Source organism: Mucilaginibacter sp. OK098 (genome assembly GCF_900142915.1).
GTDB lineage: Bacteria > Bacteroidota > Bacteroidia > Sphingobacteriales > Sphingobacteriaceae > Mucilaginibacter.
Genome location: NZ_FRCM01000001.1, coordinates 1,185,844 through 1,210,051, shown reverse-complemented (window position 1 = coordinate 1,210,051; position 24,208 = coordinate 1,185,844). Strand labels below are relative to the sequence as shown.

Annotated in this window: 24 protein-coding genes; 20 read left to right on the top strand and 4 right to left on the bottom strand. The window is 41.2% G+C overall.

Annotated features, from left to right (window positions below; translation table 11 throughout):
* Positions 1-2: 2 nt before the first annotated feature.
* The 5 genes from BUE31_RS05020 to BUE31_RS05000 all read left to right on the top strand — a co-directional run bounded on the left by BUE31_RS05020 (position 3) and on the right by BUE31_RS05000 (position 5,575).
* Positions 3-1,106 (top strand): hypothetical protein, encoded by a 1,104-nt coding sequence (locus BUE31_RS05020; RefSeq protein WP_234997752.1) that lies wholly within the window; start codon positions 3-5, stop codon positions 1,104-1,106.
* A gap of 151 nt (positions 1,107-1,257) precedes the next feature.
* On the top strand, positions 1,258-2,127 hold the full coding sequence (locus BUE31_RS05015; protein WP_073400837.1) for a TIGR01459 family HAD-type hydrolase: 870 nt from the start codon (positions 1,258-1,260) through the stop codon (positions 2,125-2,127).
* 99 nt (positions 2,128-2,226) lie between these two features.
* A complete protein-coding gene (locus BUE31_RS05010) occupies positions 2,227-3,267 on the top strand; it encodes a glycoside hydrolase family 43 protein (RefSeq protein WP_073400835.1) in 1,041 nt (346 codons plus the stop codon).
* 22 nt (positions 3,268-3,289) lie between these two features.
* Positions 3,290-4,354 carry a glycoside hydrolase 5 family protein gene (locus tag BUE31_RS05005; RefSeq protein ID WP_073400833.1) on the top strand — a complete coding sequence of 355 codons (1,065 nt, stop codon included), beginning with the start codon at positions 3,290-3,292 and terminating at the stop codon, positions 4,352-4,354.
* Positions 4,355-4,396: 42 nt separating this feature from the next.
* The gene (locus BUE31_RS05000) at positions 4,397-5,575 is read left to right on the top strand and encodes an aldose epimerase family protein (RefSeq protein ID WP_073400831.1); all 1,179 of its coding nucleotides are present in this window, start codon (positions 4,397-4,399) and stop codon (positions 5,573-5,575) included.
* Positions 5,576-5,639: 64 nt separating this feature from the next.
* Here BUE31_RS05000 and BUE31_RS04995 read toward each other — a convergent pair whose 3' ends face one another.
* Both BUE31_RS04995 and BUE31_RS04990 read right to left on the bottom strand, forming a co-directional pair.
* Positions 5,640-6,233 carry a nucleotidyltransferase family protein gene (locus BUE31_RS04995; RefSeq protein ID WP_073400829.1) on the bottom strand — a complete coding sequence of 198 codons (594 nt, stop codon included), beginning with the start codon at positions 6,231-6,233 and terminating at the stop codon, positions 5,640-5,642.
* On the bottom strand, positions 6,234-7,409 hold the full coding sequence (locus BUE31_RS04990; RefSeq protein ID WP_073400827.1) for an XdhC family protein: 1,176 nt from the start codon (positions 7,407-7,409) through the stop codon (positions 6,234-6,236).
* 225 nt (positions 7,410-7,634) lie between these two features.
* Here BUE31_RS04990 and moaA point away from each other — a divergent pair, with 225 nt between their 5' ends.
* The 5 genes from moaA (at position 7,635) to BUE31_RS04965 (ending at position 12,633) form a co-directional block, all read left to right on the top strand.
* Complete coding sequence (gene moaA / locus BUE31_RS04985; protein ID WP_073400825.1) at positions 7,635-8,624, top strand: GTP 3',8-cyclase MoaA; 990 nt, start codon at positions 7,635-7,637, stop codon at positions 8,622-8,624.
* Positions 8,625-8,650: 26 nt separating this feature from the next.
* Positions 8,651-9,844: a molybdopterin molybdotransferase MoeA gene (locus tag BUE31_RS04980; RefSeq protein ID WP_073400823.1), complete on the top strand. Its 1,194-nt coding sequence runs from the start codon at positions 8,651-8,653 to the stop codon at positions 9,842-9,844.
* 113 nt (positions 9,845-9,957) lie between these two features.
* Entirely contained in the window at positions 9,958-10,428 is a 471-nt protein-coding gene (gene moaC, locus BUE31_RS04975) for a cyclic pyranopterin monophosphate synthase MoaC (protein WP_073400821.1), read from the top strand.
* Positions 10,388-11,575, top strand: a complete 1,188-nt coding sequence (locus BUE31_RS30505) for an NTP transferase domain-containing protein (protein ID WP_200801858.1) — start codon at positions 10,388-10,390, stop codon at positions 11,573-11,575. The genes moaC and BUE31_RS30505 overlap by 41 nt, the downstream gene beginning before the upstream one ends.
* Complete coding sequence (locus tag BUE31_RS04965) at positions 11,572-12,633, top strand: HesA/MoeB/ThiF family protein (RefSeq protein WP_073400819.1); 1,062 nt, start codon at positions 11,572-11,574, stop codon at positions 12,631-12,633. Before BUE31_RS30505 ends, BUE31_RS04965 begins: the two co-directional genes overlap by 4 nt.
* 46 nt (positions 12,634-12,679) lie before the next feature.
* Here BUE31_RS04965 and BUE31_RS04960 read toward each other — a convergent pair whose 3' ends face one another.
* Positions 12,680-13,099, bottom strand: a complete 420-nt coding sequence (locus BUE31_RS04960; RefSeq protein ID WP_073400817.1) for a molybdenum cofactor biosynthesis protein MoaE — start codon at positions 13,097-13,099, stop codon at positions 12,680-12,682.
* A 97-nt stretch (positions 13,100-13,196) separates the two neighbouring features.
* Positions 13,197-13,439: a MoaD/ThiS family protein gene (locus BUE31_RS04955; protein WP_073400814.1), complete on the bottom strand. Its 243-nt coding sequence runs from the start codon at positions 13,437-13,439 to the stop codon at positions 13,197-13,199.
* Positions 13,440-13,540: 101 nt separating this feature from the next.
* On the opposite strand from BUE31_RS04955, the gene fdhD reads away from it, so the two are divergent.
* The 10 genes from fdhD to BUE31_RS04905 all read left to right on the top strand — a co-directional run bounded on the left by fdhD (position 13,541) and on the right by BUE31_RS04905 (position 24,150).
* On the top strand, positions 13,541-14,410 hold the full coding sequence (fdhD, locus tag BUE31_RS04950) for a formate dehydrogenase accessory sulfurtransferase FdhD (RefSeq protein ID WP_073400812.1): 870 nt from the start codon (positions 13,541-13,543) through the stop codon (positions 14,408-14,410).
* Positions 14,394-14,750: a DUF7009 family protein gene (locus BUE31_RS04945; protein ID WP_073400810.1), complete on the top strand. Its 357-nt coding sequence runs from the start codon at positions 14,394-14,396 to the stop codon at positions 14,748-14,750. The genes fdhD and BUE31_RS04945 overlap by 17 nt, the downstream gene beginning before the upstream one ends.
* Complete coding sequence (locus tag BUE31_RS04940; protein WP_073400808.1) at positions 14,747-17,071, top strand: FdhF/YdeP family oxidoreductase; 2,325 nt, start codon at positions 14,747-14,749, stop codon at positions 17,069-17,071. The genes BUE31_RS04945 and BUE31_RS04940 overlap by 4 nt, the downstream gene beginning before the upstream one ends.
* Before the next feature lie 31 nt (positions 17,072-17,102).
* Positions 17,103-17,657 (top strand): histidine phosphatase family protein, encoded by a 555-nt coding sequence (locus BUE31_RS04935; RefSeq protein ID WP_073400807.1) that lies wholly within the window; start codon positions 17,103-17,105, stop codon positions 17,655-17,657.
* A 139-nt stretch (positions 17,658-17,796) separates the two neighbouring features.
* Entirely contained in the window at positions 17,797-18,660 is an 864-nt protein-coding gene (locus BUE31_RS04930) for a fumarylacetoacetate hydrolase family protein (RefSeq protein WP_073400805.1), read from the top strand.
* Between the two features lie 5 nt (positions 18,661-18,665).
* Entirely contained in the window at positions 18,666-19,898 is a 1,233-nt protein-coding gene (locus BUE31_RS04925) for a DUF6786 family protein (RefSeq protein ID WP_073400803.1), read from the top strand.
* Between the two features lie 47 nt (positions 19,899-19,945).
* Positions 19,946-21,223 (top strand): L-fucose:H+ symporter permease, encoded by a 1,278-nt coding sequence (gene fucP / locus BUE31_RS04920; protein ID WP_073400801.1) that lies wholly within the window; start codon positions 19,946-19,948, stop codon positions 21,221-21,223.
* Between the two features lie 18 nt (positions 21,224-21,241).
* The gene (locus BUE31_RS04915; protein ID WP_073400799.1) at positions 21,242-22,030 is read left to right on the top strand and encodes an L-fucose dehydrogenase; all 789 of its coding nucleotides are present in this window, start codon (positions 21,242-21,244) and stop codon (positions 22,028-22,030) included.
* A 112-nt stretch (positions 22,031-22,142) separates the two neighbouring features.
* Positions 22,143-22,976, top strand: coding sequence for an amidohydrolase family protein (locus tag BUE31_RS04910; RefSeq protein WP_073400797.1), 834 nt, complete (start codon positions 22,143-22,145; stop codon positions 22,974-22,976).
* Positions 22,977-22,986: 10 nt separating this feature from the next.
* A complete protein-coding gene (locus BUE31_RS04905) occupies positions 22,987-24,150 on the top strand; it encodes a glycoside hydrolase family 172 protein (RefSeq protein WP_073400795.1) in 1,164 nt (387 codons plus the stop codon).
* The last annotated feature ends 58 nt before the right edge of the window (positions 24,151-24,208 follow it).

The window sequence follows — 24,208 nt, the reverse complement described above, 5'->3', positions numbered from 1 at the left end:
TAATGAGTACCATACATATTGCCGAGCTTGAGCAACCTATTAAATCGAAAGCAAAGGCATTTACAAAACTTGACTATAACTTTATTCTGCAGAAAGCCTGGGAAGGGTATGACGCATCAAAATCAATAAAGGAAATTGAGGATATCAGTGCAATGGTTTCAACAAACCATGTGTTTAGGATCACGTTTCATGATGATGATATTATTATTGCCAAGCTATCCTATTTTGGTAAATACGAGCATTTTAAGGAAGATCACCGCATTATCCACAGCTTATCAAACAACTTGCTTTATCCGTTTGAAAACCTGCTGGCAAAATCGTTATTAAAAAATAACAGGGTCTATATCTATCGTCATAAACAGGGTAAAACTGATGCCTGGGTGGTGTTCTATAATCCAACCCGCATACTGGAGCGCTTGCCGAGGCGGTTGGAAGAGCATCATATTATGAAACTTGGACAGCAGGTAGGTCGTTTTCATAAAGCTTGTTCAAGAACAAAAAATGTGTTGCCAAAGTCATCAAAGACCCTCCGCACCGATATTTTTTTATTGCAGAAGGAGTTAGAAACTGATGAAAAGCAGTTTGGATCGGCCATGCAGGTTGATTTTTTGAAATACCATTGCGATCTGTTTCTAAAAAACAGATCGAAATATAATATGAGCTCGTTCGAGATCATTCCTGTTTTTATTGACTGGAACATTGGCAACTTTTCAGTCACTCCTGATCTTGAACTTTATTCCCGCTGGGATTACGACTGGTTCAGGATGAGCTACCGGATCCTTGATTTTTACTTTTTTAGCCGGGTATGCTCAGACAGGGGCGATCGTACCGTATTCAGCTATGTGATAACCACCATGATGGAAGACAGGTTTATCCTGTTTTTAAAGGAGTATCATAAAGTAAACCCCATAACGGCCGACGAGATCCGCTTTTTAAAAGAGGCCTATCGCTTTTTTATATTGAATTACGTGATAAAAGACGGCAAGCATTTCTTTAACGAACAATATGCCAGTAAGCTACAATCCGAAGCATTTGAGATCTACCTGCCATCGGTAGACAGGGACTTTGATGCGGAGAAAATTATCGAAGCGCTGGGGCTGAAATAGTTTAGTTGATTAAGTTAGAGTAAGTTGATTAAGTTAGTCCGAAAGTCAGCAAAGTCCGAAAGAAAAAGAATTTAATTAATTTACTCAAAGCAATCTTTGTAACTCAATCAACATAATCAACCCAATCTAACTTAATCAACCAAACACACACATGAAACGCATTGAAAATTTTAAATCCATAATTGATAAATATGATGTTATATTTTTTGATGCATTTGGTGTACTGAAAACCTACCAGGGGCTGGTGCCGGGCATTCAAAAAACGTTTGAATACCTTGAAGCACAGGGAAAGGAATATTACATTGTTACCAATGATGCCTCCCGAAGCCCGGTACAACTGGCCGAAAGCTACCACAGGAGCGGCTTAAAACATATTACTCATGATCGCATTATTTCGTCAGGGATGCTTACCAAAGAGTACCTCGACCTTAAAGTTGATGATGGAATTGTTGCATTTTTAGGAACCCCCGAATCCTCACATTATATTGACAGCTCCGGCTTGCATACCTTACCCGTTAATGAAATTACTATGGATAATATTGATAAAGTTAACGCCATGGTTTTTTTAGACGATGAAGGTTTTAACTGGTGCGATGATCTGAATAAAACAGTTAACATTCTGCGTAAAAGAACTATCCCGGTTATAGTTGCCAATACTGATAAGGCTTACCCGGTATCATTAAGTGATGTTGGCATTGCAATAGGCGGTATTGCAGCAATGATTGAAAGTATAATTGGTAAGCAATTCATCAGGTTTGGTAAGCCTGATTCACAAATGTTTATGTTCGCTTATGACCTGATCCGCGAATATCGCTCCATAAGCAAACAGCAGATAGTGATGGTAGGCGATACCCTGCAAACTGATATTTTAGGCGGTAATAAATTTGGTTTGGATACAGTACTCGTACTATCGGGCAATACGCTGCCAAAGGATGCCGAAAACAGGATAACCTCAACAGGCATTGTGCCAACGTATATTTGCGATACGGCAGTAGTTGAGCTTGGCGAGTTGGATTTTTAGGCAGAAAATTCAAAATTTATCGCATTTATAAAAATAAAAACTACCTTTAAATCTCAAACCCTGAATTTCAAGACCAAATTATAGCACCTGGTTATATTTATGAAACAACTTTTAAATGTATTTTTAACAGTTTTATTTTTTAATTCTGCGTTGGCTCAACCTATTCCTAAAAAAGAGTTTACTAACCCTTTATTGCCATCAGGTGCTGATCCATGGGTTATTTACCATGCCGGGTATTATTACTACACCAATTCAACGGGCGACCGGCTTGTTTTATATAAAACCAAAAATATGGCTGATCTGAAATCGGCACAAAATAAAACGGTTTGGATGCCGCCACTTAATACAACCTATTCAAAGGAACTTTGGGCGCCTGAGCTGCATTTTATCAACAATAAATGGTATATGTACTTTGCCGCTGATGATGGCAGCAATAATAACCACCGGCTGTATGTACTTGAAAATTCAGCTGCTGATCCATTACAAGGTGAATGGGTATTTAAAGGAAAGTTAAGTGATACAACTGATAAATGGGCCATCGATGCATCCGTATTTGAAAATAAAGGCAAGCTGTATTTAATATGGGCTGGGTGGGAAGGCGATGAAAATGTTCAGCAGAATATTTATATCGCGCAGTTAAAAGATCCATGGACTGTTGGCAGTAAGCGTGTTAAGATCTCAAGCCCCAAGTATGATTGGGAAAAATACGGCGATTTGGGCGCTAACAGTAATCCGCCACACGTAAATGTGAACGAAGGTCCGGAGATGTTGAAACATAAAGACAAGCTGTTTTTGGTTTACTCTGCAAGCGGATGCTGGACAGATTATTATGCGTTGGGGATGTTAAGCACATCAGCAAATAAAAACCTGCTCGATTCTGCTTCATGGACAAAATCGGCTGTTCCTGTTTTTAAGCAATCGCCACAAAATGGTGTGTACGCGCCCGGGCATAACTCGTTTTTTAAATCGGCAGATGGAAAAGAGGACTGGATCCTGTACCATGCCAATTCTCAAGCCGGACAGGGTTGCGGTAAAGAACGGTCGCCAAGAATGCAACAATTTACATGGAATAAAGACGGATCGCCAAATTTCGGGACACCGGTTAAGGAAGGCGTTTATTTGAAGACACCATCACAATAAGGAATAGGAAACAATTATACATATGAGATTTAAAAATCTATTTGCAATCGGGTTACTGTTAACCATTTCATCTGCAGTTATCGCTCAAAAAAAAGCAGTACCGGGCGTATGGTCTGCCGGAAAAGCAAATGCCTGGTATGCGCAGCATAAGTGGATAAACGGCGCTAATTTTTCGCCAAGCACTGCCATTAACCAACTGGAGATGTGGCAGGCCGATACTTTTGATCCTGAAACCATTGACCGGGAGTTAGGATACGCAGAAGGGATTGGCTTTAACGCCATGCGGGTATTTTTACACAGTGTAGTATGGAAGGAAGACCCAAAAGGTTTTAAATCGCGAATTAACAAATATTTAGCCATTGCAGATAAGCACCATATTCAAACCATTTTTGTGTTTTTTGATGATTGTTGGAACCCCAACGCCAAACCCGGCAAACAACCCGATCCGAAACCAGGCATCCATAATTCAGGCTGGATGCAAGACCCGGGAAGGCCATTAACCAAACCGACAGATTTTTTAGCGTTGAAAGCTTATGTTGATGATATACTAACTTCATTTAAACACGATAAACGAATTTTATTGTGGGACCTTTATAACGAACCAGGTAATGGCGATAAAAATAAAATAGCATCGAGGCTTTTGCCGCAGGTGTTTGCCTGGGCACATGCAATAAACCCCGACCAGCCGGTTAGCTCCGGGATGTGGAACTGGGATTTGGTAGCGCTTAATAAAATACAGCTTCAAAACTCTGATGTAATAACTTACCATTGCTATGATTCGCCCGAATTGCATGAACGTGTGGTGAAATTGTTAAAATTGAACGGCCGCCCTTTAATATGTACAGAATATATGGCCCGCCCGCGCAACAGCACTTTTGAAAACACCATGCCGATGCTTAAAAAAGAAAACGCAGGTGCAATAAACTGGGGCTTTGTTAGTGGTAAAACAAATACTATTTATGCCTGGGATACCCCAATGCCTGATGGCGCCGAGCCAAAAATATGGTTCCATGATATTTTTCGTAAAGATGGAAAGCCATTTAAACAGGAAGAAGTTGATTTGATTAGGCAATTAAACGGTAAATAACTATAACAACTGAATAAACCAATTTATTAAATTAGCCATTTTATGAACCATCGACTTAAAAAATTACCAGTAATTCTGTTGCCTGCCTGTATGATATATTTTACAGCCTGCAACCAACCAGCAAACAAAACATCTACCACCACTATGACAGATAGTACAACTAGGGCATCATTGCCACCGGCTAAAGGATTTGAAAAAACAGTTAATGGCAGGCAATCACATTTTTACCTGTTGAAAAATAAAAATGGCGTGCAGGCTGCCATCTCTGATTACGGAGCACATTTGATTGGGCTTTTAGTTCCGGATAAAACAGGTAAATTAACCGATGTTGCCCTTGGGTTTGATGATATTGACGGCTATAAAAAGGCGCTCTCCAATTATTATGGTGCTACCATTGGCCGTTATGGTAACAGAATTGCCAAAGGACATTTTGTATTGGACGGAAAAAGATACGACCTGTTTATTAACAATAAACCCAATACGCTACATGGTGGCAAAGTTGGATTTAATGATGTTATGTGGGATGCCAAACAAGCGGATGAGCACACCATTACGCTCACTTATTTATCAAAAGATATGGAAGAAGGGTATCCGGGTAATTTAAATTGTAAAGTAACTTATGAGCTTACTGATGATAACGCAGTTAAGATTAGCTACGAGGCAACAACAGATAAAAACACGATTGTAAATTTAACCAACCATAGCTATTTTAACCTTAATGGTGTTGGCAACGGTACTATACTTAACCATGTTGTACAATTAAAAGCCGGTAATTTTACGCCGGTTGATACAACGTTGATCCCTACAGGTAAAATTGTGCCGGTAGCAGGTACGCCTTTCGACTTTAGCGCCCCAACTGCTATTGGAAGCAGGATAGAAGTAAAAGACGACCAGTTAAAAAATGGAAAAGGATATGATCATAATTTTGTGTTGGATAAGCACGATATTACTACATCAATAGCAACGGTGACGGGCGATTTAAGCGGCATTAAAATGGAAATATTTACCACCGAGCCAGGCCTGCAATTTTATAGCGGGAATTTTATGGACGGCAGTAATACTTTGTGGGGCGGTAAAAAGGACGAGCATCGTACCGGTTTTGCAATGGAAACACAACATTTTCCTGATTCACCCAATCAGCCGCAATTTCCGTCGACTGAGCTGAAACCAGGCGAAACATATAAAACTCAAACTAGCTACAAATTCTCGGTAGTGAAATAAAACTTCTTTGAACCATGATTTATAGGATTAAAGGATTGCCATGATAAATGGCATCAGGTTAATCTTATAAATCATGGTTCTGTTGTTTTTTTAAACGCTCAAAATCATCCAAAGTATCGATATCTATATTACCCAATGGAAATGGGATGGTTGTAATATGAGCTTCATGTTTTAAAATCAGCTTTTTTGCACCTTCATTACCTTGCAATAAAAGCAGCTCAGGAAAATAATAGCCGTCAAAAAAAGCAGGGGGACCAACTCCGCTGTTATAGGCACATACAACTACACTCTTTTTGGCAGATGATAATATTAGCTGATTAAGTAGCTCTGTATCTACAAAAGGCTGATCGCAGAGCATTAGTATGACAGAATCAATTTTAGTATGTTCTTTCTGCAATTCGCTTACCCCTAAACGAATAGACGATGACATTCCTTCCTGCCAGTCCCTATTATAAACAACAGTTACCGGTAAGTTTTCAACTGTAGGGTGTATTACTTCAAAATTTGCGCCTAATACAACAATAATAGGATAGCAACCTGTGCCCTGTGCGGTTTTTATGGCCCTTTGAAGCAATGTTTGGCCTTCGTAAATAAGGTTTTGCTTGGGCGAACCAAGCCTGCTTGATGAACCGGCGGCAAGGATGATTATCCCGGTCATTTAATTGAGCGTTTTAATTTCATCAACCGGAATAGTTTGCCTGATCTCTTGCTGCTGATGCCTGTTATGTACAATGTTTTTATCTCTCAATGAGTTAACGGCCCTTTTATTTAATACCGCCTGTATTTCAGCAATTATTGATAGCGCAATTTCATCCGAGTTTTCTGATCCGATATCAATACCGGCGGGCCCGTAAATACTTTTTAATTGTTCAGTTGTAATACTCATTCCTTCTTCTCTCAACTCATCCAGCATCCGTTGCAGCCTCTTTTTGGGGCCAAGCGACGCCATATAAGGCAGTTGAAGTGGTAATAATTGGCGCAGCATGGCCATATCATAATTGTAGTTATGGGTCATTAATACAACTACTGTTCGTTCATCAAATGTAATTTGCGAAAACGCCTGGTCTGGTTTGGCAATAAGTATCTTTTTTGCAAGCGGGAAACGTTCCGGTACCGCATAATTGGCCCTGCCATCGAGCAGTGTTACATGCCAGCCTAAAACAGATGCTAATTGAACCATAGGGATGGCATCGTTACCTGCGCCAAAAATTAGCAGGGAAACAGCGGGCTGTAAAAGCTCAATAAAACAAGTATATCCATTTCCATAAACATAAGTTTTGGTTACAGAATTGCCGTTTTTTAACACATCCTTTGCATCGCTCAATAAAGCTTCTTTTATTTCATTATCGGGGATTGTTCCTTGTGTATGTTCATCTGCAGCCATCAGCATGCAAGTTCCCGGTTGAGCCGCTTGTCTGTTGTTTAAAAAGAAAAGGGTGATAAGTACCACAGGCTCCCTTTTGCTCAAAAAACGTTTGAATAAATTAATCGGCGAATTTTCGCTTTCCGAAAATAGTGGCTCAATCAGGATATGGATAATGCCATTGCACCCGAGGCCAACGCCAAATTTAGCATCGTCATCATCAGTAGTGTCATAAGTAACCAGCATGGGCTTGTTTTGTGCCATGGCTAAACGGGCCTTGCGCAAGGCGTCGCCCTCCAAACAGCCACCGCTGATTGCCCCGGTTAACTGGCCGTCCTCAGTAACCAACATCCGCGCACCAGCACGGCGGTAGGATGAACCCTCAACCAATACAACTGTAGCCAAAGCGGTTTGTTTACCTGCTTTTGCAGCTTTATCAAATGCGTTTACTATGTCCTGTAATTCTTTCAAACTTAAGCCAACTAAATGTTGTTATTAACAAATATAGGTCAATACGGTAAATATTGGCATTAATTACCATTCATTAACGCATTAGATTGTAAATAATGTGTTATTTATAGTATAAAAAGTACATTCAAAAAACACTGTGCTAACTTGTATTATTTACCTTTACAAAGGCAAGATCAAATTGGTATAATTGCCGCTTTGTTTTTAAATTTATAAGGAATAAGATAGTTGTTAACAGATAATCACGGACGGAAAATTAATTACCTGCGGCTTGCGGTAACAGACAGGTGCAACCTGCGTTGTTTTTATTGTATGCCCGAGGATGGCTTGAACTGGCTGTCGCGTAAGCAGCTCATGACCTATGAAGAAATGCTGCAAAGCTGCTCTCTACTGGTGAAAATGGGGATCGAAAAAATAAGGATAACCGGTGGCGAGCCATTTGTGCGCAAGGATATTATGAAGTTTTTAACCGCGCTATCCGAACTGCAGGGGCTAAAGGAACTTACTTTAACTACCAATGGCGTTTTAACCGCGCCATATGTAGCTGATTTAAAAAGAATAGGGGTGAGTTCAGTAAACCTCAGTTTGGATACATTGGATGCCGGTCGCTTTTTTAGTATTACCAAACGGGACGAATTCGCAAATGTAATGGCCACAATGGACGAACTGCTGAAGCACGATATAGAGGTTAAGATAAACGCTGTTGTGATGGATGGCAAAAATACGCAGGACATTATTCCATTGGTTGAGCTTACCAAGGACTTACCCGTTAGTGTGCGATTTATAGAAGAGATGCCTTTTAATGGCGATGGCCATGTTTATACTGGTTTAAAATGGGATTATGTGCGGATATTGGATGAGATAAAGGCTGCCTATACTGAGATCAGAAAGCTTGATGACACACAGTATTCAACATCATACAATTACAAGATTCCGGGGTATAAAGGGAGCGTTGGGATAATTGCAGCTTATTCGCGTACATTTTGCGGAAGCTGTAACCGGATCCGTATTACACCCGAAGGTGAATTAAAGACCTGCCTGTATGACAATGGCGTAATGAATATTAAAGATCAATTACGACTTGGGATTAATGAGGACGATTTAAAACAGATGCTATTGAACACTTTTAACACCAGGCCAAAGGATGGGTGGGAAGCTGAACACCAAAGGGCGGGAAGCCTGGGTGTGCATGAATCAATGGCCACTATTGGTGGTTAATTATTAAAATTATAAAAACCGGGAATATGATAACTGTTGAAGAAGCCGAAAAAATAATACTTGCGCAGGCAGGGGATTATGGCGCAGAAATTATCCCGTTTGAGCTTGCTCTCGGAAGGGTACTGGCTGAAAATATTAAAGCCGACCGTGACCTGCCGCCATTTAACAGGGTTACAATGGATGGAATAGCTGTTAATTACACTGCCATTGAAAGCGGCATCAGTACGTTTAAAATAAAGGCAACCCAGGCAGCCGGTGACGAGCCGGTTGATATTGAAGACCAGGACGAATGTGTAGAGATAATGACAGGTGCGATGCTCCCTGCATCGGCCGATACTATTATCAGGTATGAAGACCTTGAGCTACGTGCCGGTTTAGCCACGCTGGTAACATATGAGATAAAAAGAGGGCAAAACATTCATTATAAAGGTAAAGACAAGAAACATAATGACCAGGTAGCCGGCATAGGCCAGTTGATAACCCCTGCATTAATAAGCATGATTGCTTCTGTAGGCGAAACAGAGCTAAGAGTTAAGAAACTACCCCGGGTGGTAATTCTTTCTTCGGGAGATGAGTTGGTAGATGTAGATCAAACCCCTTCGCTTTACCAGATCAGGCGGTCAAATAATTACACGGTTAAAGCTGTTTTGAAGCAGCACCACATTGAGGCCGATATGCAGCACCTTCCTGATAACCCGGAAGTAATTAAGAAACAATTAAAAACTTGCCTTGAAAATTATGATGTAATATTGCTGAGCGGCGGTGTTTCGATGGGTAAATTTGATCATATCCCGCATGCGTTGGAGGAATTAAAGGTTGAGCAACTTTTTTATAAAGTGCAGCAGCGGCCCGGCAAGCCATTTTGGTTTGGCAAACATGATAAAGGCCCGGTAGTATTCGCATTTCCTGGTAACCCGGTAGCTACGTTTATGTGCCTGCACAGGTATTTCTTACCCTGGTTAAATGCCTCGCTTGGAAAAGAGCAAAAGCCGCCGCTACGTGCAATTTTAAATAACCGGATAAGCTTTCATCATCCGTTAAAATATTTTTTACAGGTAAAGCTGCACAATAACGAATATTGCCAGTTAGTAGCTACCCCGGTTGAAGGAAACGGATCAGGTGACTTTGCTAATTTAACTGATACTGATGCTTTTATGGAGCTGCCATTAGAAAGGAATGAGTTTAAAAAGGGAGAGGTGTTTAGAATATGGCCCTTTTAAACTATGATTTTTAGGATTAAATGATTAATAGGATTATCTATTATTCGCTAACTAAGCATCAGGTAATCATCTAATCCTTTAATCATGGTTCAAAAAAAAGAAAATTGAAAAATATGTTAACTCATATCGATAATACAGGTAATCCTATAATGGTAGATGTAACCGAAAAACAAGTTACACACCGTACTGCTATCGCCCGTAGTATAGTCTCGCTACCCGAAGAGGTGTTAGCTCATTTGACCGACGGTGATCTGCAGACAAAAAAAGGCTCAGTGTTTCAAATAGCCATTATTGCCGGGATTATGGCGGCAAAAAAAACCGGCGATCTGATCCCGCTTTGTCATCCGCTGGGTTTGGATAATTGTAATATAACTATCGGCCTTAATGCAAAACAAGAAGTGGTTATTGATTGTACTGCAAGTATAACTGCTAAAACAGGTGTGGAAATGGAGGCCTTGGTTGGCGCATCTATTGCTGCTTTAACCGTTTACGATATGTGCAAAGCCATGAGCCACGATATTATTATAAAAGAAACAAAGCTGATTGAAAAAACAGGAGGTAAACGTGATTTCAAAAGAGCATAGTAAACACGCAAAGCTAATCCGGCCCGCATTTGGGACCTATCACCGGAATGAATGGGCAATGGTGGGCGCCCAATGTATAGTAATAAAGCTATTGGCCGACCAGATAATTAATGCCTTATCTGCCAGTTATAAGTGTGCTTATGTGGATACTACACATAATGATGATGTTGTATTAATGCCGGGACGCCTTGCCAACGGCGCTGTTTTGGAGTATACGGACCAAATTAATCATCGCCAGCTAAATTACAATGCTGATTTTAATAGCTTTAAATTACGGGATACATTTGCAGGGGTCGACCTGGTTATTGCAAATGGTAATCATCATCAATGTAAGGCACAGGTTGTTATTATTAGCGAAAATAAGAGGGCATCGCTGCAAAAACGCATTGATCAGCTCACCAATGTACAAATGCTGCTGCTGGCTGAGAATACAAATGAGGTTTTTGACTTTATAAAGGAGGCAATTCCAAACTGGGAACAATTGCCGCTTTACCGGGTAGGCGATATTGAAAATATAGCTGCCTTTTTCAAACAACAAATGCAGCTAACAAAGCCCGAAATAAACGGGTTGGTACTGGCAGGCGGCAAAAGCCAGCGCATGGGTTTTGATAAGGGTGCCGTTAACTGGCACGGAACAGAGCAACGTTATTATATGGCTGATCTGTTAAAGCCCTTCTGTACTGATGTATTTATATCCTGTCGTGCGGATCAGAAAAATGAAATAGACAGCAATTACGCAAGCTTAGCTGATACTTTTACAGATCTGGGTCCTTATGGTGCTATATTATCGGCATTCAGGGAAAAACCGGATAGTGCATGGCTGGTTATTGCCTGTGATCTGCCTTTGATGGATGAAAGTACGTTGCTGTACCTGGTTGATAACCGTAACCCGTCATCTGTTGCAACGGCCTACCAAAGTCCTGTTAATGAATTTCCGGAGCCATTGATTACTGTTTGGGAGCCTAAAAGTTACCCATTATTACTGTCCTTTTTAGCGCAGGGTTATTCTTGTCCGCGCAAGGTTTTAATAAATAGTGATGTAACTTTGGTGAACGCTTTAAATGCCGAAGCATTGACAAATGTGAACACCCCCGATGAACTTGAACGGATAAAAAGAATACTGCATCAAAAAATAGCTGCCGAATGAAACCTGATTATGTAAGATACAGTTGCCAGATTGCTTTGCCCGGTTTTAACGAACAAACGCAGAATCTGCTGCAAAATTCAAGAGTGCTGGTTGCTGGAGCAGGAGGGCTCGGCTGTCCGGCTGCACAATATTTGGCGGCAGCAGGGGTAGGTACTTTGGGCATTGCTGATTTTGATACCATTTCAGACAGTAATTTACACCGCCAGATCTTATACACACCAGCGGATCACGGCCAAAAGAAAGTGTTTGTAGCCTGTGAACGCCTGCAAAAACAAAACCCGGGGATAAAATTAGTTCCGCATGATGTGAGGATAACTTCGCAGAACGTGATGGAACTAATTTCGGCCTATGATATTATAGTTGACGGAACAGATAATTTTGAAACCCGTTACTTATTAAATGATGCGGCAGTGCTTACTGGCAAACCAGTGGTTTATGGAGCAATTTACCAGTTTGAGGGCCATGCAGGAGTTTGGAATATAGTAGATGAAGACGGAAAAAAATCCCCAAATTATCGGGACCTTTTTCCAAAGGTAGATGCTTCACAAATTCCTAATTGTACCGAAGGAGGGGTAATCCCTACGCTTGCCGGTATAATAGGCTGTATCCAGGCTAATGAGGTTATTAAATACATCACTCAGATTGGTGAACTGTTAGCCGGAAAAATTTTAGTATTTGATGCGCAAACGCTGCAAAGCCGGGTAATAAAGATTGGCGATGCTACCCAAACCCATATCACCAAACTGGTTGAAACGGTAAACACTCCAACTATTTCTGCAGATGATCTGAAAAAAGAGCTCGCCGAAAATTCAATTCAGCTGATAGATGTGAGAACCGAAGAAGAGCGTGAAGAATTTAATATAGGAGGCAAACATATCCCGATAGTGGCTTTACTTGCTCATGCTGAATCGATTGCAAAAAACATAAAAACAGTATTTTACTGTGCCACTGGGAAACGAAGTGCCGAAGCTGTAAAAATTATAAGAAGCAGGTTCCATAATGCCAATGTGTTTTCATTAGAGGGGGGGCTCAGGGAGGGGCCAGAGGCCAGAGATTAGAGATCAGTTAAAAAATCTCACCGCCACAAAAAAACTAATCTCTAGCCTAAGGATGCGCTGCTACCCAAACTTCGCCATCTTCAAAGATCTCCTTTTTCCAGATTGGTACGGTTTGCTTTAATGTATCAATAATATACCTGCAGGCATCAAAAGCGGCTGCACGATGAGCAGCTGATACCGCAATAACTACAGGCACTTCTCCAACTTCCAGCACCCCGGTACGGTGATGGATTAGCACCCTTTGAACCGGCCATTTCTCAAAAGCCTGTTTGGCAATCTTTTCCATCTCTGCAATGGCCATGGGTTCATAAGCTTCAAACTCAAGTTTGATCACCTTTTTGCCTTTTGTGGCGTTACGGACTGTGCCAATGAATACATCTATCCCACCGGATTCGGGGGACATGATCCAATCAATAGAAGATTGAATGTTTAGAGGGGAAGAATATATTTGAATATTTGTGGTCAACGGTTTAATTATTAGTATCCGTTGTCTGTGTCCTCACAGACAACTAATTCACCTGCATCCGGATTGTTTGTAGGGCCACAAACAATGGGGTGTTTTTTCACCCCCCGCTAACTGGCGGTATAATCGCAATCTCATCCCTTTCATGCAAGTTATCACCCGGTAATGCGTACTCATTATTTACGGCTACCATGTATGACGCCAGCTGTTTCAGTCGTGGGTATTGGTGTTCAAGCAGGTATTGTAAATTATATACGGTGGCATCATTTGTTAGCTCCAAACTGACTGACGGCCCCCCGAATATGTCCTTTGCAATGCCAAACGCCAGAATTTTAATCTTCATACTTCAAAATTAGATCAAAATACTCGTAATAGGTAACAATAAATAAATTTAATGATTCAATAAAAAAGAACAATCAGTAGGGTCTGTTTGTATATTTGAACATGACTCAAAGTTCAATCAAACAGATCCCGATAACAAGGGTAAAAGATGGTGAAATTGAAGAAACCATTGATGCGCTCGCTATTGAGGAGCCTCTTGAAATCAGGCTGGAATATACATTGGATAGTGAGCCTAAAGTTCAGAATGTTTCGGTTACCATGCGCACACCCGGCAATGATGCTGAACTCGCCGCAGGATTTCTATTTACCGAAGGCATCATTAAAAGCATTGATGAGATAGCCAATATAGAACATTGTTTTATTGCCTGTGCAGAGAATAAAGAGAACGTGATCCTGGTAAAGTTGAAAGATGGCATTGTTCCCAATCTCCAAAATACAGAACGCAATTTTTATACTACATCAAGCTGTGGGGTATGCGGCAAAGGCTCTATTGCTGCTATTCGTACTGTAGGGGCTTTTGTTCAGCAAAAAGAAAACGAAACTTCGGTAAACAGCGAAGTGCTGTATCAGCTGCCAGAAGTTTTAAAAAAATACCAACAGATTTTTGCCGAAACAGGCGGATTACATGCTTCTGCTTTATTCAATCTTGATGGTGAATTGCTTTTAATCAGGGAAGATGTGGGCCGGCATAATGCTTTGGATAAACTGATAGGTGCCGCAATTAAAAAAGGCCTGCTGCCTTTAGATAATCACATATTACTTTTAAGCGGCCGGGCAAGCTTCGAGCTGGTTCAAAAAGCGGTGATGGCCGGCATTAAAATTATTGTAGCAGTAGGTGCGCCATCAAGCCTTGCGGTTGAGCTGGCAGCAGAATTTGAGATAACATTAGCGGGTTTTTTAAGGAACCAGCGTTTTAATATTTATACAGCGGGTCACCGCATTTTATTTCCGGTTCATGAAAATTCGAATTAAAAATAATTCTATAAGATACAGGCTTACCCGGTCGGACGTAGCAGATTTGGTGTTAACCGGGCAGTTGGAAGATAGTGTAGACTTCGGCGCCACAAAATTTGTTTATGCTTTGAATGTTTTGAAAGCAGGGGAATTAACGGCGTCCTTTGAAAATAATACCATAACACTTTTTATGTCTGAAAAAATGGTTGATGAACTGGCAAATACCGATAAGGTTGGCTTTGAAAATAATTATAAAGAACTGTATTTACTGGTTGAAAAAGATTTTACCTGTTTGGATAATGTTGTAGAAGATCAAAGCGACAATTACCCCAATCCTTTAGCAGAGAAAACGTTATGAGCAAAATGATTGAACAACCTGCAGAAGAGAATCCTGAAGAACTTTTGGATTTAAAACTGAACGAACAAAAAAAATGGGCGGCAGGGATTCCGGCTGTATATGAGTCGGCAAAGGATGTTTTGGCAGAAACTGGCTTTGTTCGCGGAATGGACGGTCTTTTTCACATGAATAAAAAAGGTGGTTTTGACTGTTCCGGCTGCGCCTGGCCCGATCCGGATGATGACCGTTCACCAATAGCCGAATATTGTGAAAACGGTGCAAAAGCCCTGGCAGAAGAAGCAACCACTAAAAAACTTACCGCTGCGTTTTTTGCTCAGAATTCAGTAGCTGATCTTGCGAAGTTGAATGATTATGAGATCGGAAAAAAGGGGAGGATTGCCCAACCGGTTTATCTGTCTAAAGGTAGTACACATTACGAACCAATAAGCTGGGATGATGCTTTTAAAAAGATAGCCCAAAAGCTTAACGGACTTAAATCGCCCGATGAAGCGGTATTTTATACCTCGGGCCGCACCAGTAACGAGGCTTCATTTACCTACCAGTTGTTTGTAAAAGAATTTGGCACCAATAACATGCCCGATTGTTCAAACATGTGCCACGAGTCGTCCGGGGTTGCTTTAAATGAAACCATTGGGATTGGCAAGGGGACGGTAACGCTTGAAGATTTTTACGATACAGATGTGATCATCATTATGGGGCAAAACCCGGGAACAAATCACCCCCGGATGCTTACCGCCCTTGAAAAAGCAAAGAAAAAGGGGGCGAAAATAATTGCCGTTAATCCACTGCACGAGGCAGGTTTAATGGCCTTCAAAAATCCGCAAACAGTTAAAGGTTTCCTTGGTTTCGGTACTCAACTTGCTGATTTGTACCTGCAAATAAAGATAAACGGGGATATGGCATTGCTAAAAGCAATTGAAAAATTGCTTTATGAAGCTGAACTGGAATCGCCCGGAAAAGTGTTTGATAATGAATTTATAAAAAACAAAACGGTTGGCGATCAAGAATTTATTGATCAGTTAAAAGAATATAACCCGGATGAGCTTGCCGCTGAGTGCGGTGTTTCGCTTAGTGAAATAAAGGAAGCTGCCGAGTTATTAAAGGATAAAAAAAGGATAATTATTTGCTGGGCAATGGGCATTACCCAGCATGTAAATGGGGTTGATACCATAAAGGAGATCCTTAACCTGGTGCTGTTAAAAGGCAGTATAGGTAAGCCGGGCGCAGGCTTATGCCCGGTTCGCGGTCATAGCAATGTACAGGGGAACCGCACCATGATGATTTGGGAAAGGCCGAAAAAGGCCCAGCTGGATAAGATAAAAGAAGTTTTCGGCTTCGAACCTCCGCGTAACCATGGGTTTGATGTGGTTGAATCGATAAAAGCAATGCATGAGGGCAAGCTGAAAGTGTTTTTTGCAATGGGAGGTAACTTCCTTTCGGCTACGCCGGATACGGTTTATACAGCCGAAGCCTTGCGTAAACTTGAGCTTTCAGTGCATGTATCAACTAAGTTGAACCGGAGCCATTTGGTGCATGGAGAAGAGGCCATCATCCTGCCCACCTTATCACATAGCGATAAGGACGTTATAAATGGTGAGGCGCAGTTTATAACCTGTGAAAACTCAATGGGCGTTGTGCAAATGTCAAAAGGGATGCTTGAGCCTATTTCAAAAGAGCTGTTAAATGAAAATCAGATAGTTTGTAAGCTGGCAAAAGCCACGCTTGGTGATCGTTCAGTGGTTGACTGGGATACCTATGCCATAAATTATGATGCGGTACGCGATGTAATAGCCAAAGTGATCCCGGGCTGTGACGACTATAATAAAAAAGTAAGGCATCCTGCCGGTTTTTATCTACCAAATGCAGCTCGGGATGGTAAGTTTGAAAATACCGAGTTTAAGGGTAAAGCGCCTTTCACAGTTACTAAGCTTCCCAAACATAAGCTGGCAGCTGATGAATATATGATGACTACCATTCGGAGCCATGATCAGTTTAATACCACGATTTATGGCCTCGATGACCGTTACCGGGGTGTTCATAATGAGCGCCGGGTAATTTTTATGAATGAAGCTGATATATTAAGAGCCGGTTTTAAGACAGGAGAAAAAGTAGACCTTTTTAATTACCATGGCGGAAAAGAGCGGGTTGCCCGGTTGTTTGTTGTTGTGCCATACAATATCCCTGAACGGAATACCGCAGCTTATTTTCCCGAAACAAATGTTTTGGTGCCAATTGATAGTGTGGCCGAAAAAAGCAATACACCAACATCAAAACTTATCTTTATCAAAATAAAAAAACACGTATCACATAGTCAAAACTAACAACAACCTTTACCTTTTAACAAAAGTAATTATGAAGAAACTTATTTTAATAATCGCATTAATTTTTATAACGGAAGGGATCTATTCAACAGCAAAAGCCCAGTCCGGAAGTTTGAAAATTGTTTTGGTTAGGCATGGGGAGAAAGAAACAGACGGTGATAACTTAAATTGCCAGGGGTTAAACCGGGCATTACAGATCCCCAAAGTGTTGGTAGGTAAATTTGGTGTTCCTAAAACTATATATGTGCCTACACTTGATGCGAAAAAATCAACTTCACATTCAAGAATGTTTCAAACCGCAAGTCCGCTGGCTATAAAGTATACTGTAGCCATCAATTCTAAATATGAAGTAGAAGATTATGCGCCGTTAGCTAGTGCTATTGAAGCACAAACGGGAACCATACTGGTAGTTTGGGAACATAATGCCCTGCATGGTATAATAAAGGCATTAGGTGTAAAAGCTAAAGGCATACAATGGCCGGATGATGATTTCGACAGTATCTGGATAGTTACTTACAAAAATGGAAAAGCTGTTTTAACTACGGATAAAGAAGGAATTAAACCGGCAGCCAACTGCCAGTTTTAAACTATAACAGTTTTTTTACAAATTAATATTAGAAAGGTTTTGGAGACTCCATAGCCAAAGCCAACTGCCAACTAAAAACTGCCAACTAATTAAATACTGTACAGTGTACATTTAAAGAAAATTTTCTTTAAACTTGATCATGAAATTGTACAATACCATTAAAGGCATTCTGCTTGAGTATAATGAAGCTGTATTTATTATTGATGAGCCATGGGACTTACTGGTAAACAGGAACGACCTGGAAGGCTATTTAGCGTCCAAAACAAAATCAGCAAAACAATTAACCAGTGCTGAAAAACTAGAGTGGCTGACTATTGACGCGATTTTACCGCCCATAAGTCGGCAGGAAGTTTGGGCGGCAGGTGTTACCTACTTAAAAAGCAGGAATGCGCGGATGGAGGAGTCGCAAAGCTCGGGAGCTGCAAGTTTGTATGATAAAGTTTATGATGCCGAACGGCCTGAGTTGTTTTTTAAGGCTGCTGCCTCACGGGTTGCAGGGCATGGTCAGCAGGTTTATATTCGCAAAGATTCCGCCTGGAATGTGCCTGAACCAGAACTTACACTATTCATTAATTCAAAAGGTATTATCCAGGGTTATTCTATCGGTAATGATATGAGCAGCAGGAGCATTGAAGGCGAAAATGCCCTTTATCTGCCGCAGGCGAAGATCTACGAAAAAAGCGCTGCTATCGGGCCTTACCTGTATGTAAGTTCAGCACATATTGGTGGCGAAACTGCCATAAAGCTGAATATAAAACGGAACGGAGAGGTTATTTATAATGATGCCACCACCGTATCGCGCATCAAGAGATCATTTGATGAGTTGGTATCTTATTTATACAGCGAATGCGATTTTATTTATGGCTGCTACTTGATGACAGGCACCTGCCTGGTTCCTCCAGGCGAATTTACCTTACAGGTTGGAGATGAAGTGGAGATTAGCATTGATAAAATTGGTACACTTGTAAATACCATAGCCTTAAACCCAAAACATAAACCATAAACTAAATGAGCGTTTTAAAGTATTCATCCATTATCCTGGCAGTCTTGTGTTTAAGCGCCTGCCAGGAAAGTAAAGCACCTAAGCAGGCCGTTGCTGATAGTCCTTATGCAAAGGGCACATTTGGCTATGATCTCGATTTTTTAAAGAAAAAAGACAGCGTCATTGTTTTAAACAGCAAAGATGGCAATGGGCAGGTAATTGTTTCGGCAAAATACCAGGCAAAGGTATTTACTTCAACTGCAGACGGTGCAAACGGTAAAAGCTTTGGATGGATAAATTATAAAACGTTCGACCAGGAAAAGTTAGATCCGCGCATGAATGCCTATGGTGGAGAAGACAGGGTGTGGTTAGGACCTGAAGGTGGCAAATTCTCCCTGTTTTTTAAACCGGGTACAAAAATGGAGTTTGCAAACTGGCATACACCGGCTGCTATTGATAACGAAAGCTGGAAGCTTGTTTCAAATACAGATAAAAAGGCATCGCTTAGCAAAACAACAAAACTGCTCAATTATGCAGGCACAACGCTTAACCTGTTAATTAACAGGGATATTGAAATGCTTGAACCTGCCGATGTTAAAACAATGCTTGGGATTGATCTAGATAGTAAGGTAAAATCGGTTGCTTTTCATACCACAACAACTTTAACCAATATTGGTGATAAGGCCTGGGACAAACAAACCGGCGCACCATGCATCTGGAATTTGGATATGTTTACCCCATCATCCAAAACAATAACGGTTGTTCCGTATAACAATGGCGCAGGAAAGATTGCCACTACCGATTATTTTGGCGAGATCCCGAAAGACAGGATAAAATATAATAATGGTGTTTTATTGTTTAAGGCTGATGGAAAATCGCGCGGAAAGCTCGGGATGCAGGCGGCAAGGGCAAAAACTATGGCTGGTAATTACGACGCCGCTAATAATGTGTTAACAATAACCCTGTTTGATACCGACCCCAAAGCAATATACCTTAACCAGGAATGGCGGACAGACAGGGATCCCTTTATTGGCGATGCTGTTAATGCTTACAACGATGGGCCGCTGGCTGATAAAACACAATTGGGGCCGTTTTACGAGATTGAAAGTGTTTCGCCGGCAGCTTTTCTTAAGCCAAATGAGAAGCTTTCGCACAATCACAGCGTTTTTCATTTTACCGGCGATAAGGAAGAATTGAACACAATTGCATTAAAAACTTTAGGAATATCATTACAGGACATACAAGCTGCATTTAAATAATTATATTCAGCCGGCCAATTATTTATAAACCAATTTAAACCAATTTCATGTCAAAAGATAAAAAACTTGTTGCATTAGCCTTAGTTACGTCCCTGTTTTTTATATGGGGATTTGCACTAAACCTTAACCCCATATTAATAGCGCATTTAAAAAAAGCCTGCCAGCTAACCGATTTTCAATCATCACTGGTTGATTCCGCATCATACTTCGCTTATTTCCTTTTACCAATTCCCGCTGCCCGTTTTATGCACCGTTATGGTTATAAAGGCGGGATCTTATTAGGATTGGTGCTTTTTGCAGCCGGCGCCTTTTTATTCTTCCCGGCTGCCGCAGTAAGAAGTTACGCGTTCTTTTTATCAGCATTATTTATTGTTTTTAGTGGCGCGGCATTTTTAGAAACCGCTGCAAACCCATATATAACTGTACTCGGTGATCCCGAAACAGCAACCTGGCGGATAAATTTCTCCCAATCATTTAATGGTTTGGCTGCCACACTTGGGCCTTTAGCCGGTGGCGTTTTTATTTTATCAGGTAAAACTTTAACAAAATCGCAGGAGGCTGCCATGTCGTCCGAACAATTAAATAGCTATCTGAATAAAGAGGCATCATCTGTTCAGATCCCTTACTTAATAATAGGTTTAGTTGTATTAGTTGTTGCCTTTCTGATATTCAGAACTCCTTTGCCGGAAATTGTTGATGAAAACGAGCCGGCGGTGGAAGAAGAAAGCGGATCGCTGTTAAAGCAAATAGGATCGTTATTAAAGATCAGTAATTTGAGAAACGGAATTATAGCACAGTTCTTTTACGTTGGCGCCCAGGCAGGGATCCTTGGCTTTTTTATCAGGTATTCAGAGCGCGTAGCCGGCCTTGATGAAAAACCGGCCTCGTACTACCTTACTGCAGCAACCTTTTGCTTTATGCTGGGCAGGTTTAGCGGCACTTTCCTGATGAAATTTATAAACCCGGTAAAATTGCTTGCTTTTTATTGTACAATGAACGTATTGTTACTTATCGTTATTTTCTTCCTGCATGGCAAATTTACGGTTATCGCCTTAATGGGTGTTACATTTTTTATGTCAATAATGTTTCCTACAGTATTTTCACTGAGTATCAGAGGCCTTGGGCAAAAAACTAAGCTTGGATCATCATTAATAATAATGGGAATAGTGGGTGGTGCAACAATTCCACCAATAATGGGCCTGGTTTCGGATGCAAGCAATATCAAATTTGCATACCTGGTGCCAATAGTATGTTTCTCATATATACTCTATTTCGCGACAACGAATTTGAGGGTTAAGAAACTGGAAGTTGTAAGCGGGCATTGATAAGTAAATTTAAACAACATGAATTTAGGATTAACAGATAAAGTAATAGTAGTAACGGGCGGCGCCAAAGGCATAGGCGCCGGAATAGTAAAGGTATTAGCTGCTGAAGGCGCTATTCCTGTTATTGTAGGCCGGAGTGAAGAAGATAACCTTATAACGGTACGCGAAGTTGAAGCCGCAGGCGGAAAAGTCCACCAGGTTGTAGCCGAGCTTACCGATCCGGCGGCATGCGAAAAAGCAATTGCAGTAGTTTTGCAACGTTTTGGCCGGATTGAAGGTCTTGTTAACAATGCAGGCGTAAATGATGGTGTAGGTCTTGAAAATGGCAATTATGAACAGTTTATGGCTTCGTTGCACAAAAATGTGGTTCATTATTACCTGATGGCTCATTTTGCATTGCCTGCTTTAAAAAAATCAAAGGGAGCCATATTGAATATTACCTCGAAAACAGCTGAGACCGGACAGGGAAATACATCAGGCTATGCAGCCGCGAATGGCGGCAGGAATGCTTTAACACGCGAATGGGCCGTTGAACTGTTGAAATATGGGATCAGGGTTAATGCAATAGTTGTTGCAGAATGCTGGACACCCTTATATGAGACCTGGATAAAAACTTTAGCTAATCCACAGGAAAAGCTAAAAGAAATTGAATCAAAGATCCCACTAGGCAGCCGGATGACCACTGCCGAAGAAATAGCTAATGCCACAGTTTTTTTATTGTCGGAAAGATCAAGCCACACAACCGGGCAATTGATATATGTTGATGGGGGATATGTGCACCTTGACAGGGCCTTGGCGAATGCGTAAAGGATTAGTTGATTGAGTTGATTAAGAGAGTGGTTGATTAAGTTATGATTATCGGCCCTGCTAAAACTTAATCAACACAATCAACCTAATCTAACTTAATCAACTTAAACGAATGTTAAAAATAGATTCTCATCAGCACTTTTGGAAATTTGACCCGGTTAGGGATAGTTGGATTGATGATTCCATGGCTGCAATCAGGCGGGATTTTTACCCGGAAGACCTTGAACCCATATTAAATAAGCATAATATAGATGGCTGTATAGCGGTACAGGCAGATCAAAGTGAGGCGGAAACTGAATTTTTATTGAGCTTTGCAGAAAATAATGATTTTATAAAAGGTGTGGTTGGCTGGGTTAACCTTATGGACCCGCATGTAAGGGAGCGCATAGCCCATTACAGCAGTTTTAAAAAGTTAAAGGGTATCCGCCACGTTTTACAGGGTGAGCCTGACAGGGCCTATATGCTTAATCCGCAGTTTATGAAAGGCATTGCGGCGCTAAAAAATTATGACCTGGCTTATGATATATTGATCTTCCCTGATCAGTTGGGTTATACCAACCAGTTTGTGAAAAATGTTTCGGGAGTGCGCTATGTTATTGACCACATAGCCAAGCCTGATATCAAGAATGGCAATATAGACAAGTGGGAAAATAACATGAAGATAATAGCCCAGCATGAAAATGTTTGGTGCAAAATATCAGGCATGGTAACTGAAGCCGACTGGCATAATTGGAAAATAAGTGATTTTGAGCCTTACCTGGATGTAGTGTTTGAAGCTTTTGGAGCCGATAGGGTGATGTTTGGTTCCGATTGGCCCGTTTGTAATGTAGCCGGGGGATATGATAAAATGATCTCGATAGTTGAGTGTTACGTGTCTAAACTATCCGCAGATGAGCAGGCTCGCTTTTGGGGACTTAACGCTATTGAATTTTATAAACTTGATTAAATTGATAACGATGAAAAGATCAGCTTTAATTGTTTTAGCAGGAGTTTTGGTTTCCTTGTCAGTACAAGCGCAGGAAAAATTCAACGGATTGGGAGTAAATATGGGTAATCTTTACCGGATGTCTGACGCCAGAACAAGGTCTATCAGTCCTGAAAATTTTAACGGGGAAAAAGGTAAAGGCGGTATGGCAACAACGGGCACGGGCGCAGGGCCTTCGCGCGATTTAGGGCAAGGATGGAAAGTGAGTCCGAGTGTTGTTATTAAAAAGCATACTACTTATACGGTGGCTGAAATAAATGAGTCTGGCGCTATTCAACATATCTGGATGACGCCGACAGGTAACTGGCGGTATTCTATCATTCGTTTTTATTGGGATGATGAAACTACACCATCGGTTGAAGCGCCGGTTGGTGATTTCTTTTGCATGGGATGGGGCAAATATGCGCCCGTTACCTCATTGGCAGTTGTGGTTAATCCGGGCAGCGGGCTAAACTGTTATTGGCCAATGCCTTTCCGCAAAAAATGCCGGATCACCCTGGAAAATATTGATGATGAAGACATGGTACTTTATTACCAGGTTGATTATACCCTTACCGAGATTCCTAAAGATGCCGGTTATTTTCATGCGCAATTCCGCAGGGTGAACCCATTGCCATTTAAAAAAGATTTTGTTCTGGTTGACAGCATTAAAGGTAAAGGCCAGTATGTTGGCACCTATTTAGCTTATGGCTCAAACAAAAACGGCTGGTGGGGCGAGGGTGAGATCAAATTCTTTATGGATGGCGATACTAAATTCCCTACCATTGCGGGTACCGGCACTGAAGATTATTTTAACGGCGCTTATGATTTCGACAGCAGGCATAAAAATGCCAATGGTATTGAAACCAGCGAGTACACAGAATTTAGCGGCCCTTATACCGGCTTACCACAAGTGTTAAGAGGAGACGGGCACTACGAAATAGCCCAGCGCTTCGGTCTTTACCGCTGGCACATAGCCGACCCGATCCGTTTTGAAAAAGACCTTAAAGTAACCCTGCAGGATTTAGGCTGGCACCACGATGGCCGGTATATGCCTTTACAAGATGACCTGGCAACAGTAGCGTTCTGGTACCAAAGCGAACCACATGGTGCTTTCCCGGTGTTTCCATCGAAAGATCAGTTGGAGGTTAACTAGGGAAGCTCTATAAAATTTGTCATTGCGAGCGCAGCGTGGCAACCGCATACTATACAGA